The 17,654-nt window shown below is 58.8% G+C and carries 14 protein-coding genes; 3 read left to right on the top strand and 11 right to left on the bottom strand.

Going from position 1 to position 17,654, the window contains the following annotated elements; translation table 11 throughout:
• Positions 1 to 25: 25 nt before the first annotated feature.
• The 3 genes from AC3IUA_RS25215 to AC3IUA_RS25205 form a co-directional block, all read right to left on the bottom strand.
• Positions 26 to 835, bottom strand: a complete 810-nt coding sequence (locus tag AC3IUA_RS25215) for a putative RNA methyltransferase (protein ID WP_489357560.1) — start codon at positions 833 to 835, stop codon at positions 26 to 28.
• Complete coding sequence (gene dapE, locus AC3IUA_RS25210; RefSeq protein ID WP_489357559.1) at positions 835 to 1,986, bottom strand: succinyl-diaminopimelate desuccinylase; 1,152 nt, start codon at positions 1,984 to 1,986, stop codon at positions 835 to 837. Before dapE ends, AC3IUA_RS25215 begins: the two co-directional genes overlap by 1 nt.
• A gap of 105 nt (positions 1,987 to 2,091) precedes the next feature.
• On the bottom strand, positions 2,092 to 4,680 hold the full coding sequence (locus AC3IUA_RS25205; RefSeq protein WP_489357558.1) for a glycosyltransferase: 2,589 nt from the start codon (positions 4,678 to 4,680) through the stop codon (positions 2,092 to 2,094).
• A 268-nt stretch (positions 4,681 to 4,948) separates the two neighbouring features.
• Here AC3IUA_RS25205 and tcdA point away from each other — a divergent pair, with 268 nt between their 5' ends.
• Positions 4,949 to 5,767, top strand: coding sequence for a tRNA cyclic N6-threonylcarbamoyladenosine(37) synthase TcdA (gene tcdA / locus AC3IUA_RS25200; RefSeq protein ID WP_489357557.1), 819 nt, complete (start codon positions 4,949 to 4,951; stop codon positions 5,765 to 5,767).
• A gap of 110 nt (positions 5,768 to 5,877) precedes the next feature.
• On the opposite strand, the gene AC3IUA_RS25195 is transcribed toward tcdA, so the two are convergent.
• From AC3IUA_RS25195 to map, 8 genes are all read right to left on the bottom strand, one after another.
• Complete coding sequence (locus AC3IUA_RS25195; protein WP_489357556.1) at positions 5,878 to 6,285, bottom strand: SufE family protein; 408 nt, start codon at positions 6,283 to 6,285, stop codon at positions 5,878 to 5,880.
• Entirely contained in the window at positions 6,282 to 7,487 is a 1,206-nt protein-coding gene (locus AC3IUA_RS25190) for an aminotransferase class V-fold PLP-dependent enzyme (RefSeq protein ID WP_489357555.1), read from the bottom strand. The genes AC3IUA_RS25195 and AC3IUA_RS25190 overlap by 4 nt, the downstream gene beginning before the upstream one ends.
• Before the next feature lie 76 nt (positions 7,488 to 7,563).
• Positions 7,564 to 8,598 (bottom strand): 2,3,4,5-tetrahydropyridine-2,6-dicarboxylate N-succinyltransferase, encoded by a 1,035-nt coding sequence (dapD, locus tag AC3IUA_RS25185; protein ID WP_489357554.1) that lies wholly within the window; start codon positions 8,596 to 8,598, stop codon positions 7,564 to 7,566.
• A gap of 33 nt (positions 8,599 to 8,631) precedes the next feature.
• Positions 8,632 to 8,994: an ArsC family reductase gene (locus tag AC3IUA_RS25180; protein ID WP_489362470.1), complete on the bottom strand. Its 363-nt coding sequence runs from the start codon at positions 8,992 to 8,994 to the stop codon at positions 8,632 to 8,634.
• Positions 8,995 to 9,386: 392 nt separating this feature from the next.
• Positions 9,387 to 10,118: a zinc metalloprotease gene (locus AC3IUA_RS25175; protein WP_489357553.1), complete on the bottom strand. Its 732-nt coding sequence runs from the start codon at positions 10,116 to 10,118 to the stop codon at positions 9,387 to 9,389.
• 584 nt (positions 10,119 to 10,702) lie between these two features.
• Positions 10,703 to 11,902 (bottom strand): succinyldiaminopimelate transaminase, encoded by a 1,200-nt coding sequence (dapC, locus tag AC3IUA_RS25170; protein ID WP_489357552.1) that lies wholly within the window; start codon positions 11,900 to 11,902, stop codon positions 10,703 to 10,705.
• 34 nt (positions 11,903 to 11,936) lie between these two features.
• On the bottom strand, positions 11,937 to 14,639 hold the full coding sequence (locus tag AC3IUA_RS25165; protein WP_489357551.1) for a [protein-PII] uridylyltransferase: 2,703 nt from the start codon (positions 14,637 to 14,639) through the stop codon (positions 11,937 to 11,939).
• Between the two features lie 42 nt (positions 14,640 to 14,681).
• Complete coding sequence (map, locus tag AC3IUA_RS25160) at positions 14,682 to 15,464, bottom strand: type I methionyl aminopeptidase (protein ID WP_150644507.1); 783 nt, start codon at positions 15,462 to 15,464, stop codon at positions 14,682 to 14,684.
• A 382-nt stretch (positions 15,465 to 15,846) separates the two neighbouring features.
• Here map and rpsB point away from each other — a divergent pair, with 382 nt between their 5' ends.
• Positions 15,847 to 16,587: a 30S ribosomal protein S2 gene (rpsB, locus tag AC3IUA_RS25155; protein WP_489357550.1), complete on the top strand. Its 741-nt coding sequence runs from the start codon at positions 15,847 to 15,849 to the stop codon at positions 16,585 to 16,587.
• A gap of 196 nt (positions 16,588 to 16,783) precedes the next feature.
• Positions 16,784 to 17,647, top strand: a complete 864-nt coding sequence (tsf, locus tag AC3IUA_RS25150; protein WP_489357549.1) for a translation elongation factor Ts — start codon at positions 16,784 to 16,786, stop codon at positions 17,645 to 17,647.
• The last annotated feature ends 7 nt before the right edge of the window (positions 17,648 to 17,654 follow it).

The following is a 17,654-nucleotide window of genomic DNA, read 5'->3' as shown; positions in this document are numbered from 1 at the left end:
GATGCTCAAGGCCATGAATTAAGGGTTACTGAAGAACGAAGTAATCGTAGCGCATGGATACGCTGACCTCGAACGGCTCTACCTGTTCGATGACCTTTGTCCGCCGTTCGGCACTGGCGCGCCAGCCGTGGGGGGTCATGGCCAGCAGGTTGGCGCGGTCCTGACCACGGGCCAGGGTCAACGTGAAGTCCAGGGTCTCGCTGTGTTGCAACTGCATGCCTTCGGGCACCAGCGCCAGGTGTTTGTCGTCGGTGTACTCGCGCACCTCATCGTACAGGCGCTCACGCAGTTCCATCAGATGACCGCTGGTCGGCCCGACCTTCATCAAACCGCCGCCGGGGCTGAGCAGGCGCTTGGCTTCCAGCCAGTCGAGGGGGCTGAACACGCTGGCGAGGAACTGGCAGCTGGCATCGGCCAAGGGCACGCGGGCCATGCTGGCGATCAACCAGGTCAGCTGCGGATTGCGTCGGCAGGCGCGTTTCACTGCTTCGCGGGAGATATCCAGGGCATAACCCTCGGCATTGGGCAGGGCTTGCGCGATTTGCGCGGTGTAGTAACCCTCTCCACAACCGATGTCCAGCCAGCGCTGCGGTGCTACTTCTGCGGCCAGTTCGGCCAGACGTTTGGCCACCGGCGCGTAATGGCCGGCGTTGAGGAAATCGCGACGGGCTTCGACCATCGCCTGGTTATCCCCAGGGTCGCGGCTGTTCTTGTGCTGCACCGGCAACAGGTTCAGGTAACCCTGCCGCGCGCGGTCGAAACGATGCCCGGCGGGGCAGGCCACGCCGTTGTCCACCGCGTTCAGCGGTTCGCTGCAGATCGGGCAGGCGAGCATCAGGCGAGCAACTTGATCAAGGTCTGGTAGTAAATTTCGGTCAGCACGTCGAGGTCGCTGGCCAGCACGCGTTCGTTGACCTGGTGGATCGTCGCGTTGACCGGACCCAGTTCCACCACTTGGGTGCCCATGGTCGCAATGAAGCGTCCATCGGAGGTGCCGCCGCTGGTGGAGGCCTGGGTTTCACGGCCGGTGATGGCCTTGATGCTCGCTGACACTGCGTCGAGCAGGGCGCCCGGTTCGGTGAGGAAGGGCAGGCCGGACAGCGCCCACTCCACGTGCCAGTCCAGGCCATGCTTGTCGAGGATATTGGCGACGCGCTTTTGCAGGCCTTCGACAGTCGACTCGGTGGAGAAGCGGAAGTTGAATACCGCGACCAGATCACCCGGGATCACGTTGGTCGCACCAGTGCCGGAATTGAGGTTGGAGATCTGGAAGCTGGTCGGCGGGAAGAAGCTGTTGCCGTGGTCCCAGTGCTCGGCGGCCAGTTCGGCCAAGGCCGGGGCGGCGAGGTGGATCGGGTTTTTCGCCAGGTGCGGGTAGGCCACGTGGCCCTGTACACCACGTACGGTGAGCCTGGCGCCGAGGGAGCCGCGACGACCATTCTTGACCACGTCACCGACCAGCGTGGTGCTCGACGGCTCGCCGACGATGCACCAGTCCAGGCGCTCTTTACGGGCAACCAGACGTTCGATCACCGCCTTGGTGCCGTGATGGGCCGGGCCTTCTTCGTCACTGGTGATCAGGAAGGCCACCGAGCCCTTGTGGTCCGGGTAGTCGGCGACAAAGCGCTCGGCCGCCACCAGCATGGCCGCGAGGCTGCCTTTCATGTCCGCGGCGCCACGGCCGCAGAGCATGCCATGTTCGTCGATCAGCGCATCGAATGGATCGCTCTGCCAGGCTTGCACCGGGCCGGTCGGGACCACGTCGGTGTGGCCGGCAAAGCACAGCACCGGGCCATCATGTTTGCCGTGGGTCGCCCAGAAGTTATCCACATCTTCAATGCGCATTGGCTCCAGCTTGAAGCCGGCATCGCCCAGGCGCTGCATCATCAGCTTCTGGCAATCGGCGTCGATCGGCGTCACCGAGGGACGGCGGATCAGGTCACAGGCGAGTTGGAGGGTCGGCGAAAGGTCGGCGTGGGCCGTCATGTAAAAGCTCCGGTGTGCGCAGCACGATAAACCGTGGAAAAAGGCGACCATTCTAAAGCAAAACGGCGGCCCAAAGGCCGCCGTTTGACGTTATCTAATAACGGATCAAGCCGGTGCCGGCTCGCTCGTCGCTACCGGTTTAGGCAGCGAAGACAGGAAGGCCATGACCAGCGCCGCCAGATATGGCAGTGACTGTACCAGCAGCATGGCGACCCAGAAGCGCATATCGGCGCTTGGCAGGCCCTGCACCAGGCAAATGCCCAGCGCCGCGCCCCACAGCATCAGCATGATGAACATCTCTTCCCGGGCTTCCGAGATCGCCTTCCAAAAGCCATGAGTGTCGGCATTTTTCGGCGTGCGTATGAACGGAATGCTACTGGTGAAGAAGCCGTACAACACTGCTTTGGCAATGGTGTGGGACAACGCCAGGCCAGCCAGTGCCGCTGCGAATGCATCTTTCAGGTTAACCCCGACCGCACGACGGTAGAGAAAGATGATCTTGCCGACCTTGAACACGAACAACGCCAGGGGCGGGATCGCGAAGATCAGCAACGGCGGATCGACCCGTTGCGGCACGATGATCATCGCCGCCGACCACAGCAAGGCACCGACGGTGAAGAAGATGTTCATGCCGTCCGCGACCCACGGCAACCAGCCCGCGAGGAAGTGATAGCGCTGGCCACGGGTCAACTCGGTGTCTTTACCGCGAATCAGGCTGGCGGTGTGCCGCTTGATAATCTGAATCGCCCCGTAGGCCCAGCGGAAACGCTGTTTTTTGAAGTCGATAAAGGTATCGGGCATCAGGCCCTTGCCATAGCTGGTGTGGTAATACGCCGCCGACAAACCTTTTTCGAAGATCCGCAGACCCAGTTCGGCGTCTTCACAGATGCACCAGTCGGCCCAACCCAGTTCTTCGAGGACCGAGCGGCGGGTCATGGTCATGGTGCCGTGCTGGATGATCGCGTCACGGTCGTTGCGGGTGACCATGCCGATATGGAAGAAACCCTTGTATTCCGAATAGCAGAGCTTCTTGAAGGTGCTTTCGTTCTGGTCGCGATAGTCCTGCGGTGATTGCACCACGGCGATTTTCGGGTTGGCGAAGTGCGGCACCATGTGCTTGAGCCAGTTCGGCTCGACGCAGTAATCGGAGTCGATCACCGCGATGACTTCGGCATCTGCAGCGGTGTGCGGAATCAAGTAATTCAGCGCGCCACCCTTGAAGCCGGCCAGTGGCGCGACGTGGAAGAACTTGAAGCGCGGACCGAGGGTTTCGCAGTAGGCCTGCACCGGTTCCCAGACCGCCGGGTCCTTGGTGTTGTTGTCGATGATCAGGACTTCGAAATCCGGATAGTCGAGGTTGGCCAAGGCGTTAAGGGTCTGTTTGACCATCTCCGGTGGCTCGTTGTAGCAGGGCACGTGGATCGAGACTTTTGGTCGGTAGTCCGAATCGCCCACCACGGGCAGGAATTCACGCCGACGTTTGTGAGTCCAGACCGCTTCGGCCAGTTCGTGGGCCTCGGTCAGCAGCACGATAAACACCCCGAACGCACCGAGGGCAAGCAGGAAGCCCACCGTCAGGCTGAACCAGGTGCTGTATTGCTGGCTGTAGTCGTAACCGATCCACACCAGTACCGAACCGCAAAGGAACGCGATAAAGGTCAGGAAGGTCCGGCCACGCTGACGCAGGGCCGAGCCGTCGATCAACAGCAAGGCCAGCGAGAGCATTGCCAGCACCACCGAGCCGACGGCCAGGACCCGCCACTGCGGGATCGCGACCACAGGTCCTTCGAAGTTGAATTTCTGCTGGCGTGCGGCGTTGTACACGCCCCAGTAGGCGCCCACCGAGCCTTCATCGCTGGCCTTCCACGGTTGGTCGAAGGCTTCGATCACAAAGTAGTTGTAGCCCTGGCGGTTAAGCTTGTTCACCAGGGTGCGCAAGTAGATCGCCTGATCGGCCGGGGTCGCGTCGGCACCGCCACGCATGCGGCCATTACTTGGCCAGCCGACCTCGGACAGCAGCAAGGGTTTCTTCGGGAACATTTTTTTCAGGTCGCGCGCGCGATCGAGGACGAACTGGCCGGCCTGTTCCATCGGAACGAACTCCCAGTAGGGCAGGACGTGCGCAGCAATCAGGTCGACGTGCTTGGCCAGGCTCGGGTTCTCTTCCCAGACATGCCATTGTTCGGAAGTGGTCACCGGCACTTTGACCGCCGCGCGCACGCGATCAAGCATCACGCTCAATTGCTCGGCGTTGATTTCCTTGCGAAAGATCGCCTCGTTACCGACAACGACTCGCACCACGCTGCGGGAACTGTTGGCGATCTCGATGGCGCGCTGGATTTCGCGCTCATTGCGCTCCAGATCCGGGCTGATCCAGATCCCCAGAGTTACCCGCAGGCCAAACTCTTCGGCCAGCTTGGGAATATCCCCCAGGGTGCCGTCCACCGAATAGGTCCGGATATTGTCCGTCTGCTTGCTCATGATCTCCAGGTCGCGACGCATTTCATCGTCGGACGGGTATTGGTTTCTCTGTGGATACTGGCCTTGCTGGAAGGGCGAGTAAGAAAAACCGGAGATCTGTTCAGGCCAGTCGGGCGTTGTGACCGGGCGATTGATCAGCGCCCAGAAACCGGTGAACAGCGCGGCGATTGCCAGCACGACCACCAGATTGAGTCCAAATTTACGCGATGACATAGATATTTCGGGTTCCAAAGGGAGTGGAACGAAGAACTGCCGGCAGGTGCCAAGCGGCGCGCATCCTACACCGGCCCTAGACTTATCGTACAGCGAACAGGGAAATGCCGACGTTAGGCAATCCAGCTTCGGTAAAGTTCTTTCTCTATGCTGTGTAGGTTGATTCGTATAGCGAGTAGGCCATTCGGTTAACACTTGTGGCCATTCATACCTTGCGATGTGGTCTTTAATCCCGTCGGCTCTATAATGCGCGCCGGTTTTTGGGGTAATGGTCATGAGTGCAGAAGATCCGCGGTTTGCTGGCGTCGCCCGTTTGTATGGCGTCGAGGGCCTTGCGCGCTTGCGTGCGGCCCATGTGGCAATCATTGGGGTGGGCGGAGTCGGCTCCTGGGCGGCGGAAGCCATCGCCCGCTGTGGGGTGGGCGAGATCTCGTTGTTCGATCTGGACGACGTTTGCGTGAGCAACAGTAATCGCCAGTTGCACGCATTGGACAGTACTGTCGGCCGGGCCAAGGTCGAGGTGATGGCCGAACGCCTGCGAGGGATCAACCCGGACTGCAAGGTGCATGCGGTGGCCGACTTCGTCACTCGCGAGACCATGGCCGAGTACATCACGCCGAACATCGATTGCGTGATCGACTGCATCGACAGCGTCAACGCCAAGGCGGCGCTGATCGCCTGGTGCAAGCGTCGCAAAATCCAGATCATCACTACCGGCGGTGCCGGCGGGCAGATCGACCCGACGCTGATTCAGGTCTGTGACCTGAACCGGACCTTCAATGACCCGCTGGCTTCCAAGGTCCGCTCCACCCTGCGCCGCGACTACGGCTTCTCACGCACCGTGACCCGTCATTACAGCGTGCCCTGCGTGTTTTCCACCGAACAACTGCGTTATCCGAAACCGGACGGCAGCATTTGCCTGCAGAAGAGTTTTGTCGGCGATGGGGTGAAGCTCGACTGCGCTGGTGGTTTTGGCGCGGTGATGATGGTGACGGCGACCTTTGGCATGGTCGCGGCGACCAAGGCGGTGGACAAGATTGTTGCGGGTGTGCGGCGGCCGGCGGAGCGGGTCAATGCTCAGATTTGAAGGTTGACCGGGAGCCCCTGTAGGAGCTGCCGAAGGCTGCGATCTTTTGATCTTGGCGCCCGTTCAGAGAGCGCGCAATCCGCCGAAAAGATCGCAGCCTGCGGCAGCTCCTACACGTCGCTGAGGCTCCGCATCCGCTGTAGCACAGCGTTGAGGCCATTACTGCGCGACGGCGACAACTGCCGGCTCAGACCTAGCTGATTAAACCAGTCCGGCAAATCCACCTGCTGTAATTCTTCAGCGGACAACCCGTTGACCCGCGCTAGCAGTAACGCCACTAATCCACGAATCAACCGCGCATCGCTGCTTGCAGCAAACTGCCAGTGCCCATCCTGCAAGGCGCCGATCAACCAGACCTGGCTTTCACAGCCATGCACGCGGTTGGCGTCGTTCTTGTCCGTCTCGTTCAAGGCCGGCAGCCGATCGCCCCATTGCATCAGCAGGCGTGCCCGCTGTTCCCAGCCGGCGGCGGCCTGGAAGGTTTGCAGTGCGTTCAGTGCTTCGACTGGGAGGCTCATCGCAGCAGTTCCAGGGCTTGATCCAGGGCGGTAAAGAAGCGCTCCAGGTCTTCGGAATCATTGTACAGAGCCAAGGAGACCCGAATCGCCCCCGACAGGCTCAGGCTCTTCAGTAATGGCATCGCGCAATGATGGCCGGCACGCACGGCAATGCCCTGCTCGGTCAGCAAGTGCGCCAGGTCAGAGTTATGCACACCCTCGACGACAAAACTGGCCAGCGCCACCTGCGGTTTGCCCAACAGGCGGATGCCTTTGCGCATGAGCAGGCCTTGCAGCAAATAGGCATGCAAGGCGGCCTCATGGGCGTTTACCCTGTCCTGATCGAGCCCGCTCAGGTAATCGAGGGTCGCGCCAAGGCCGATAACGCTGGCAATCGGTGGGGTTCCGGCTTCGAAACCGAGCGGGGCGGGTCGGAAGGAGGCGTGCTGATAGTCGGCGTTTTGCACCATTTCACCGCCGAATTGCCAGTGGCGCAGCTGGCGCAATGCCTCGTTACGGCCATACAGCACGCCGAGCCCATCTGGCCCATAGAGCTTGTGACTGGAAAATACATAGAAGTCGCAACCCAGCGCCTGCACATCGTGGCGGCCATGGACCACGCCCTGAGCGCCATCGACCACGGTCAGCGCGTCATGGGCCTTGGCCATCGTCAACAGTGCCGGCAACGGCTGCCAGGCACCGAGTACGTTGGACAACTGGCTGACCGCCAGCAGGCGAGTGCGCGGGCCGATCAGGCTGGCCGCGGCGTCAAGATCGATCAGGCCGTCGGCGTCCAATGGCAGGACAATCAGCGCAAGGTCGCGACGCAGGGCCAGCTGTTGCCAGGGCAGCAGGTTGGCGTGGTGTTCCAGGGCGCTGATGACAATTTCATCGCCGGGGTTGAATTGGTGCTCCAGGCCATAGGCCAGGAGGTTCAGCGCGGAGGTCGCGCCGTGGGTAAATATGATCTGCCCGTCAGCGCTGGCATTCAGCCACTGGGCAACCTTGCCACGACTGTCTTCGAACGCCTGGGTGGCGTGGGCGCCGGGCAGGTGTTGGGCCCGATGCACATTGGCCGCGCCGTTGGCGTAGTAGTGCGTCAGGGCGTCCAGCAGGGCTTGGGGTTTTTGAGTGGTGGCGGCGTTGTCCAGATAGGTCTGGTCTTGCCGTTGCAGAGCGGCGATGGCCGGAAAATCGGCGCGCCAAGGAGAGGGCACAAGCATGGTGGTCGAGACTCGTTTTAGCAGGCCGGGCGCTGATGATACGCGCCCGGTTGATGCTGTGGCATCGAGTCGCTGCTTAGTTGTGAGCGTGCAGCGCTTCGTTCAGTTCGATGGCTGATTTGTGGGTTTTGCATTCCACGGCACCGGTCTCTGAATTGCGGCGGAACAGCAGGTCAGGTTGACCAGCCAATTCGCGAGCCTTGACCACTTTGACCAGTTGATTGTTCTCGTCGAGCAGCGCCACTTTGGTCCCGGCAGTCACGTACAGGCCGGACTCGACGGTGTTACGGTCGCCCAACGGAATGCCAATACCGGCATTGGCGCCGATCAGGCAGCCTTCGCCAACTTTGATGATGATGTTGCCACCACCGGACAGGGTGCCCATGGTCGAGCAACCGCCGCCCAGGTCCGAACCCTTGCCGACGAATACGCCGGCCGAAACGCGGCCTTCGATCATGCCCGGGCCTTCGGTGCCGGCGTTGAAGTTGACAAAGCCTTCGTGCATCACGGTGGTGCCTTCGCCGACGTAGGCGCCCAGGCGAATCCGTGCGGCGTCAGCGATACGCACGCCAGCCGGTACCACGTAGTCGGTCATTTTCGGGAACTTGTCGACCGAAAATACTTCCAGCAACTCGCCGCGCAGACGGGCTTCGAGTTGGTGCTCGGCCAGTTCGCTCAAGTCGATCGCGCCCTGGCTGGTCCAGGCCACGTTCGGCAGCAGCGGGAAGATCCCGGCCAGGTTCAGGCCATGAGGCTTGACCAGGCGATGGGACAGCAGGTGCAGCTTGAGGTAGGCCTCGGGGGTGGAACTCAGCGGTGCGTCTTCTGCCAGCAAGGTGGCGACCAACGGCTTGTGGCTTTCAGCCAGGCGGGTCAGCAACGCGGCTTGAGCTGTATCGATGCTTTTCAGGGCTTCGGCCAGTTGCGCGGCTTGAGCGGTGGTGAAGGCGATGGCCTGATTGCCTTCGGTGTAACCCAAAACGGGTGCTATGGCAGCGACCAGTTCGGCCGATGGATTGAGCAATGGCTGGGCGTAAAACACTTCCAGCCACGCGCCTTGACGATTCTGGGTACCGACACCAAATGCCAGGCTGAACAGGGTAGTGGACATGTAGTTACCTCTTACAATAATGAACGGGCAGACTTATGCAAAAGCTGCCGCGTAGATATCTGGCTTGAAGCCAATCAGGGTTCTGTCACCGAGATCGAGCACCGGGCGCTTGATCATCGAGGGTTGTGCGAGCATCAGTTCGATGGCTTTCGCTTGGTCGAGATCGGCTTTGCGTTCGTCGTCGAGTTTGCGAAAGGTCGTGCCTGCACGGTTCAATACCACTTGCCAGCCGTGCTCGTTGCACCACTGGATCAGGTGTTCACGGTCGATTCCGGCCGTTTTGTAATCATGGAAGTCATAGCTGACAGCGTTTTCATCGAGCCAGTTGCGCGCCTTTTTCATGGTGTCGCAGGCTTTGATGCCGAAAAGGTGCAACGTTTTGCTTGAAGCGGTCAAGGAATTGCCCCCTTTGCAGGTGCTGGAAACGAAAGGTGACGGATTATGCCATGACCAGGCAAGTTCGGCGTCGGCGGCCGCCGACCTTTGTTGCATTGTGTTACTGGATCCCGAGTCAACCGCTACTTTTGTGCAGCGGTCAGCCGGCAGCTTACGCGGCGAGTATGGCACTTCAATGGCGAACGCCTGCCTGGTGTGCCATTCGCTTTCGAGTGAGCGGGAATTCAGCGCCTGGCGCTGTATGGCCTGAGCCGCCATCATCAAATTGGCGATGATGTGTTGCGTGAGGTGCAGGGAGCGCTGGATTTGAGTGAGGCGAATCTGGGGCAAGTGAAATAACACCTGCCCAATGTTCAGCACAAATCACTGAACATTGGGTCTATCCACTGGATTTACCGAGGGTAAGCCTTGCGCATCAGCGCGATATCGCCAGCACTAATCTGCCAGTTCTTTGATTGACTCCAGTTTCCGACAGTCCAGTCTTCAAAAATCTCGTAGTGCATGAGCGAGTCTCTGTCATACGGTTCGAAAGTGTAATTATCGTCTCGAGGCATGGGTAAGATGTTTGTGTCGACCATCTCTTTCGTCCAGCCCCATTTTTGCCTGCAGCTCTCGTATAACCTGGGTATGTCCCAAGGGATTCCGGAATCGGGGTGTTGGTGCGCATGTGCAGCTCCCAGTGCGTGCCCAAATTCATGTGTGATCATATATTCAAATCGGGGGTCGTAATTACTCGCGTTAACTGTCATGGTTGGAAGATGCATTTGTTCTGTCAGTGCGTCAGTTCCTACCAAAGATTCGTTAGCGGCAGAATCATCTCGAGACACGAAAATTCGAATATCGCCTTTGTCACCCTCTACATATTCAAACTCAAGATTTATATAGGGCAGCCATTTGCTGGCGCCATTTTTTATCGACTGTACAATTTCCTCGTTATCTTCATCATACATTGCAATTTTAAGCGTCTTTCCGGGTGCCCAGTATTTGGTGTGGGCGCCGATGTTGCGTTTGGGTCTGCGGGAGCCGCTTCGCAAGGCATTGCTCGGTCGTTCATTGATGGCGGCTTCATAGGAGTCCTGCGGACTGGCAGGCGTTGTGATTTTACCGGGGATAATTGATTTCATTGTGGGTGTTCTCGTTTTTATTGAAGAAACAGGCGTCGATGACTCTGAATGTATTCGTCAGACAAATGTCATCCTTGTCCGGATTTTTTAGTGATCGGGAGTAGGGAGTTTGTAGGCAGCGCGTTGTGGGGATTCCCACTAATGGCGGCTCCGCAGGATTTCCTGGGGGTTGGGCCATTCAATGAGGGTGCAGTGTTCAAGCTCGTTCATTTTTCTTCATCCGTGAAGTTGATGTGGGTGTATAGCGGTTGTGGCGCGCGGAAAAATTGCAGGTGGCTCTATATTTGTTCTTGTTCTGGATAAGCCTTGCTCGTCAGTCGTCGATCAAGTTGGTTGGTGCTATTGTTATGTTCGATCTTCCAGTTCGCCTTTGTCGTGTTTCGACAAATATCCGTTCAGGTTGATTGAGGGGGCGGCTACTTTTTTTTCTGAATATCCAGTGTTCCGATTTGAGTCGGAAGTTGAGATAGAGCAAGATATTAGTCTTGGAAAAAGTACGTAGTAAAGCTGGAATTGTTTAGCAGATGTGATCTGTTGTTGCGGTAGTACCCGCACTGCATTGCGCAGCGCGGGTATGGATTTTATCAGGCGCGTCGCGTGATAAATGAGCGAATCCGCTCCGCCGCTTCAACACATTCCGCCAGGGGGGCCACCAGCGCCAACCGCACGCGGCCGGCGCCCGGATTAAAGCCGTCGACTTCGCGGGACAGATACGATCCCGGCACCACGGTCACATGCTCTTGGGCGAACAGCTCGCGGCAGAATTCGGCATCGTCGCCTTCTACGTTCGGCCAGAGGTAAAAGCCGCCATCCGGGCGCTGTACATCCAGGACCGGGCCGAGGATTTCCAGCACCGCATCGAATTTCTCCCGATACAGCGTACGGTTGGCGCGTACATGCTCTTCGTCGTTCCACGCCGCAATGCTGGCGAGCTGGGTCTGAACCGGCATGGCACAGCCATGGTATGTGCGGTACAGCAGGAACGCCTTGAGTACTTCGGCATCGCCGGCGACGAAGCCGGAGCGCAGGCCTGGCAGGTTGGAGCGCTTGGACAGGCTATGGAACACCACGCAGCGCTTGAAGTCCTTGCGGCCCAGTTCGACGCAGGCGCTGAGCAGGCCTGGAGGTGGTGTTTGTTCGTCGAAGTACAGCTCGCTGTAGCACTCGTCGGCAGCGATCACGAAGTTGAACTCATCGGCCAGGGCGATCAGCTTCTTCAGGGTGTCCAGCGGGATCAGCGCACCGGTCGGGTTGCCCGGCGAGCACAGGAACAGGATCTGGCAGCGCTGCCAGATCTCGGCCGGCACCGCGTCGAAGTCCGGATTGAAACCGTTTTCGTCGAGGCACGGCAGGTAATGCGGCTTGGCCCCGGCGAGGAAGGCTGCACCTTCGTAGATCTGGTAGAAAGGGTTCGGGCTGATCACCAGTGCTTCATCGCTGCGATTGACCACGGTCTGGGTGAAAGCAAACAGCGCCTCCCGAGTTCCGTTGACCGGCAGTACGTTGCGCGCCGGGTCGAGCCAGCCATTTGGAACGCTGAAACGGCGTTCGCACCAGTGTGCAATCGCTTCGCGCAGGGCGGGAATGCCCAGCGTGGTCGGGTATACCGCCATCTGGTCCAGGTTGCTGGCCAGCGCTTCGGCGACAAAGCCCGGGGAACGGTGTTTCGGCTCGCCGATGGACAGGGCGATCGGGCGTTTGTCTGCTGTGGGTTGCACAGTGCCGAGCAGGGCGCGGAGTTTCTCGAACGGGTAGGGCTGCAACTGGTTCAGAGCGTTGTTCATTGCTGGCGGATCTCACTCAGGTCATGGCGCGCGGCTAAATGCTGATGCGCGACAGTTCGATATTCGGTTCATGGCTGACGCTCAGCTGTTTGACGATTGCGTCCTGCAAACGGCTGCACAGTTGCGGGTCTGAAAGCGGCTGATTATTCGCATCGGTGATGAAAAATACGTCTTCTACGCGCTCGCCGAGGGTGGCGATCTTGGCGTTCTGCAGTGACAGGTCGAACTCGAGGAAGATGTTACCGATCCGCGCCAGCAGGCCCGGCCGATCCGGGGCACTCAGCTCGAGAACCGTCACGGGACGCTGGGCATCGTTGTGGATCGTGACCTGTGGCGGGAACGCGAAGTGCTTGAGTTGGCGCGGCACCCGACGCTGGATGATGGTCGGGTAGTCGTCCGGATTGCGCAGGGCTTCGGTCAGGCCGTCGCGAATCTGCTTGACCCGTGCCGGGTTATCGCCGATCGAGTCGCCTTCGGTGTCGAGCACGATATAGGTGTCAAGGGTGAACTGGCTGCTGGAGGTGATGACCCGAGCGTCATGAATGTTCAGGTTGAGCTGGTCCATCGCGGCCACGGTCACGGCGAAGAAGTCGTGCTGATCCGGCGCGTAGATGAAGATTTGTGTTCCACCCTCGAATTCCCGCTGGGTGGTTTCCTTGATCAGCACCAGCGGGCCGCCATCGGCCGGTTGCTGCAGGATCGCATCGCTGTGCCAGGCGACGTCGCCAGCGGTATGACGCAGGAAATAGTCATCGCCCAATTGCGCCCAGAGCTGTTCGACGTCGTCCGGATCGGTGCCACCGCGTACCAGAATGTCCAGGGCTGCGCTCTGGGTCTGGCGGATCTGTTCTTCGCGGTCTACCGGGTTTTCCAGGCCGCGGCGCAAGGCGCGTTTGGTCTCGGTGTAGAGCTGGCGCAACAGGCTGGCCCGCCAGGAGTTCCACAAGGTCGGGTTGGTCGCGTTGATGTCGGCGACGGTGAGCACGTACAGATAGTCGAGCCGGGTCTGATCGACGACGATTTGCGCGAAATCGTGGATCACCTGCGGATCGGAAAGATCCTTGCGCTGGGCAGTGGTCGACATCACCAGATGGTTCTGCACCAGCCAGACAATCAGTCGGGTATCCCACTGCGGCAGTTGATGGCGCGCACAAAACGCCTCGGCGTCCACCGCGCCAATGTCCGAATGATCGCCATGCCGACCCTTGCCGATGTCGTGATACAGGCCGGCCAGGTAGATCAACTCGGGCTTGGGCAGCTTGGCCATGAGCTTGCTGGCCAGCGGAAATTTCTCGGACACCTGGGTGTACTGCAGTTTTCGCAGGTGTTTGATCAGGTTGAGGGTATGGGCATCAACGGTATAGATATGGAACAGATCATGTTGCATCTGGCCGACAATGAGGCCGAACTCCGGCAAATAGCGGCCGAGAATGCCGTATCTGTTCATCCGTCGCAGGTTACGGTGGATGCCGATCTCGCACTTGAACAATTCGATGAACAGGCTGGTATTGCGGATGTCATTACGGAAATCGTCGTCGATCAAGTGACGGTTTTCCCGCAGCAAACGCACGGTGTCGGCGCGAACCCCTTTGATTTCCGGGTGCTGAGCCATCAGCAGGAAGATCTCCAGCATGGCGAACGGGGTGCGCTTGAAGACGTTGACGTGGGTGACTTCGATGTAGCCGTCATGCAGTTGGAAGCGCGAGTTGAGCGGTTGCGGTGGCGCTTCATCTTCCGGCGCGAGAATGATTTCCTCGAAGTGCTGGATGATCAGGTCGCTGAGCTGGGCAATGCTCATGACCACTCGGTAGTACTGCTGCATGAAGCTTTCGATGGCCTGCTTGGCGTCCTCACCCTGGAACCCCAGCAAGCCGGCGATCGAACGTTGGTGGTCGAACAGCAGGCGATCTTCGGAGCGGCCAGCCAGCATGTGCAGGGCGTAGCGGACTTTCCAGAGAAATTCCTGGGACGACGCCAGCAGAGCATTCTCGCTCTCCACCAGAAAACCTTCGCCAGCCAGTGCGCGCAGGTTCAGCGTGCCGTACTGGCGCCGGGCGACCCACAGCAAGGTCTGGATGTCCCTTAGGCCACCGGGTGAACCTTTGACGTTGGGTTCCAGGTTGTATTCGGTATCGTTGTACTTGTGGTGGCGGGCCTTTTGTTCGGCGCGCTTGGCCAGGAAGAACTCCTTGCTCGGCCACATATGAGCGGTGCTGGTGACTTCCAGCATGCGCTGACGCAACCGCTCGGGGCCGGTAATGGTGCGGCTTTCCATGAGGTTGGTGACGACTGTCAGGTCGGCACGGGCCTCCTCTGCGCATTCGGCCACCGAACGCACGCTTTGCCCGACCTCCAGGCCGATATCCCACAGCAGCGTCAGAAAGCGCTCGATGGAGTCACGGAAAATTTCATGATCGGCGCTGTCCAGCAGGATCAGCAGGTCGATGTCGGAGTAGGGGTGCAACTCGCCGCGCCCATAACCGCCAACCGCGACCAGGGCAATGTCGGCGTCTTCGTTCCAGTCGAACTGGTCCCAGGCCTTTTGCAGGATGTTATCGATGAACCAGGCGCGATCCTCGATCAGCCGGCGGATATCCCGGCCGCTGCGAAAGCGTCCGTCAAGGACCTCGCGGGCCTGACGGATAGCCTTCTTGAAGGCCGCAATCGGGCTAGCCTTCAAGGCCAGTTCAGCCTGGAACTGGCCGCGGTCGAAGAGTTCTGGATCCACCTGCGGCATCGATTGGCTTTCCTTTCTTTCTATAGAGAGCGGTGGGGCAGATCAGGCCGAGACGCGAGGGATAGTGTCATCGCTGCGCAGGGTGAAGATCTCGTAGCCGGTAGCAGTGACCAGTAGGGTGTGTTCCCACTGGGCCGACAGCTTGCGGTCCTTGGTGATCGCGGTCCAGCCATCGCCCAGGACCTTGGTGTCGGCCTTGCCCTGGTTGATCATCGGTTCGATGGTGAAGGTCATGCCTTCCTTGAGTTCCATGCCGGTGCCAGCGCGCCCGTAGTGCAGGATCTGCGGTTCTTCGTGGAACACCTTGCCGATGCCGTGGCCGCAGAACTCGCGAACCACCGAAAAACCGTTCTTTTCAGCATGCTTCTGGATCACTTCGCCGATGTCACCCAGGCGGCAGCCGGGCTTGACCAGTTCGATGGCCTTGTACATGCATTCCTGGGTCACTTGCGACAGGCGCTCGGCCCATACTGGAACAGTGCCGACGTGGAACATCCGGCTAGTGTCACCGTGATAGCCATCTTTAATGACGGTGACGTCGATGTTCAGCGTGTCGCCATCCTTCAGCGGTTTCTCGTTCGGGATGCCATGACAGACCACGTGGTTGATCGAGGTGCAGATCGACTTCGGGAAGCCCTTGTAATTGAGCGGAGCAGGGATGGCTTTCTGCTCGTTGACGATGTAGTCGTGGCAGATGCGGTCGAGCTCTTCGGTGGTGACGCCAGGCTTGACGTGTTGGGCAATCATTTCCAGCACATCGGCGGCCAGTTTGCCGGCGACACGCATTTTTGCAATGTCCTCGGGGGTTTTGAGGGTGACGGTCATACAGGCTCTCTAGCGCTCAATGGCGCAAATAAACACGGAAGATGGATTGCGTGACTCAATGTTGCGTCTGCGCAACCCCAAAAACGCGATTCTAGCAGACGGTCGAGGCAAATCATGAACGCCCGACCTTCTCTTCACTCTATAATAGATGCTGCATTCTGACCCGATTCCAGGGTCAGGGCAAAAGCGGACACCGGGAAGTGTGAATCCTGGTTTCGTTTTCGCCTTTCTTATGGTATAAAATGCGCCGCTTTCCGGGGATGCCCCGAAAGGCTTAAACCCACACACGTGTCGACACGATGACCTGGGTGCCTTCAGCTTGACGCTGCTGGTTGGTCATTGGGATACGTGGAGGCCTAACCCGACTTATCAAGGAACTATCATGTCCCAAGTCAATATGCGCGATATGCTGAAGGCTGGTGTCCACTTCGGTCACCAAACCCGTTACTGGAACCCGAAAATGGGTAAGTACATTTTCGGCGCGCGTAACAAGATTCACATCATCAACCTTGAAAAAACCCTGCCAATGTTCAACGAAGCTCTGACTTTCGTAGAGCGTCTGGCCCAGGGCAAAAACAAGATCCTGTTCGTCGGCACCAAGCGTTCCGCTGGCAAGATCGTTGCTGAAGAAGCAGCACGTTGCGGTTCGCCGTACGTCGATCACCGCTGGTTGGGCGGCATGCTGACCAACTTCAAAACCATTCGTGCTTCCATCAAGCGTCTGCGTGACCTTGAAGTCCAGGCCGAAGACGGTACTTTCGCCAAGCTGACCAAGAAAGAAGCGCTGATGCGCACTCGTGATCTTGAGAAGCTGGATCGTAGCCTGGGTGGTATCAAGGACATGGGCGGTCTGCCAGACGCACTGTTCGTTATCGACGTTGATCACGAGCGCATCGCGATCACCGAAGCCAACAAGCTGGGCATCCCGGTTATCGGCGTTGTCGATACCAACAGCAGCCCGGAAGGCGTTGACTACATCATCCCAGGCAACGATGACGCAATCCGCGCTATCCAGCTGTACATGGGTTCGATGGCTGACGCAGTAATCCGTGGTCGCAACCACGTTGCTGGCGGCACCGAAGTGTTCGTCGAAGACGCTCCGGCAGCGGTAGTTGAAGGCTGAGTAACTAGCGCTTAGCGTTTACTCAGTACGCAAAAAGGGGGCTTGGCCCCCTTTTTGCCACCTCGAAAATCATCTGTTGGAAATGCCTGTGGCGATTTTTTTCATGCGGCGGTCGCCAGGTGGTCTCGGGGCAAGAATTTGAACGCCCGTTCGCTCGGGTGGAATGGTTGAAAACCTATCCAAGAGGATTTTGAAAATGGCAGAGATTACTGCAGCGTTGGTCAAAGAACTGCGTGAGCGTACTGGCGAAGGCATGATGGATTGCAAAAAAGCCTTGACCAAGGCTGACGGCGACATCGAAAAAGCCATTGATGACATGCGTGCCTCGGGCGCCATCAAGGCTGCCAAGAAAGCAGGCAACATTGCTGCTGAAGGCGCCATCAGCATCAAGGAAGACGGCAAGGCTGCCGTCATCATCGAAGTCAACTCGCAAACCGACTTCCTGGCTCTGCAAGACGACTTCAAGAACTTCGTCGCTGCCAGCGTTGAAAAAGCCTTCGCTGACAAACTGACCGACGCAGCTCCGCTGATCGCCGCTCAAGAGCCGGCTCGTGAAGCACTGGTTGGCAAAGTAGGCGAGAACGTCAACATCCGTCGTCTGGCGCGTATCGAAGCTGACGTTGTAGGTTCTTACCTGCACGGCAACAAGATCGGCGTAGTCGTGGCACTGAAAGGCGGCAACGTTGAACTGGCCAAAGACATCGCTATGCACGTAGCGGCCAGCAACCCTGAGTTCCTGCTGCCGTCGCAGGTTTCCGCTGAAGCCATCGAGCGCGAAAAAGGCGTTTTCCTGAGCCTCAACGAAGACAAGATCAAAGGCAAGCCTGCTGAAATCGTCGAGAAAATGGTTGCTGGTCGTATCAGCAAGTTCCTCGCCGAAGCCAGCCTGGTCAACCAGGCGTTCGTCAAGAACCCTGAAGTGACCGTTGGCGATCTGGCCAAGAAAGGCGGCGCTGAAATCGTTTCCTTCACCCGCTTCCAGGTAGGCGAAGGCATCGAGAAGCCGGTCGACAACTTCGCTGAAGAAGTTGCTGCCCAGCTGGCTGCCAGCAAGAAGTAAGACGGTT

Source organism: Pseudomonas sp. KH_050, assembly GCF_057838875.1.
This window is presented reverse-complemented; position numbering and strand designations above follow the sequence as displayed.

Coding starts and splice junctions, on each gene's coding strand:
- dapD (WP_489357554.1), bottom strand. CDS start 8,598: ATGTCCACTACCCTGTTCAGCCTGGCATTTGGTGTCGGTACCCAGAAT.
- rpsB (WP_489357550.1), top strand. CDS start 15,847: ATGTCCCAAGTCAATATGCGCGATATGCTGAAGGCTGGTGTCCACTTC.
- AC3IUA_RS25175 (WP_489357553.1), bottom strand. CDS start 10,118: ATGAAATCAATTATCCCCGGTAAAATCACAACGCCTGCCAGTCCGCAG.
- dapE (WP_489357559.1), bottom strand. CDS start 1,986: ATGACGGCCCACGCCGACCTTTCGCCGACCCTCCAACTCGCCTGTGAC.
- tsf (WP_489357549.1), top strand. CDS start 16,784: ATGGCAGAGATTACTGCAGCGTTGGTCAAAGAACTGCGTGAGCGTACT.
- dapC (WP_489357552.1), bottom strand. CDS start 11,902: ATGAACAACGCTCTGAACCAGTTGCAGCCCTACCCGTTCGAGAAACTC.
- tcdA (WP_489357557.1), top strand. CDS start 4,949: ATGGTCATGAGTGCAGAAGATCCGCGGTTTGCTGGCGTCGCCCGTTTG.
- AC3IUA_RS25190 (WP_489357555.1), bottom strand. CDS start 7,487: ATGCTTGTGCCCTCTCCTTGGCGCGCCGATTTTCCGGCCATCGCCGCT.
- AC3IUA_RS25205 (WP_489357558.1), bottom strand. CDS start 4,680: ATGTCATCGCGTAAATTTGGACTCAATCTGGTGGTCGTGCTGGCAATC.
- AC3IUA_RS25215 (WP_489357560.1), bottom strand. CDS start 835: ATGCTCGCCTGCCCGATCTGCAGCGAACCGCTGAACGCGGTGGACAAC.
- map (WP_150644507.1), bottom strand. CDS start 15,464: ATGACCGTCACCCTCAAAACCCCCGAGGACATTGCAAAAATGCGTGTC.
- AC3IUA_RS25195 (WP_489357556.1), bottom strand. CDS start 6,285: ATGAGCCTCCCAGTCGAAGCACTGAACGCACTGCAAACCTTCCAGGCC.
- AC3IUA_RS25165 (WP_489357551.1), bottom strand. CDS start 14,639: ATGCCGCAGGTGGATCCAGAACTCTTCGACCGCGGCCAGTTCCAGGCT.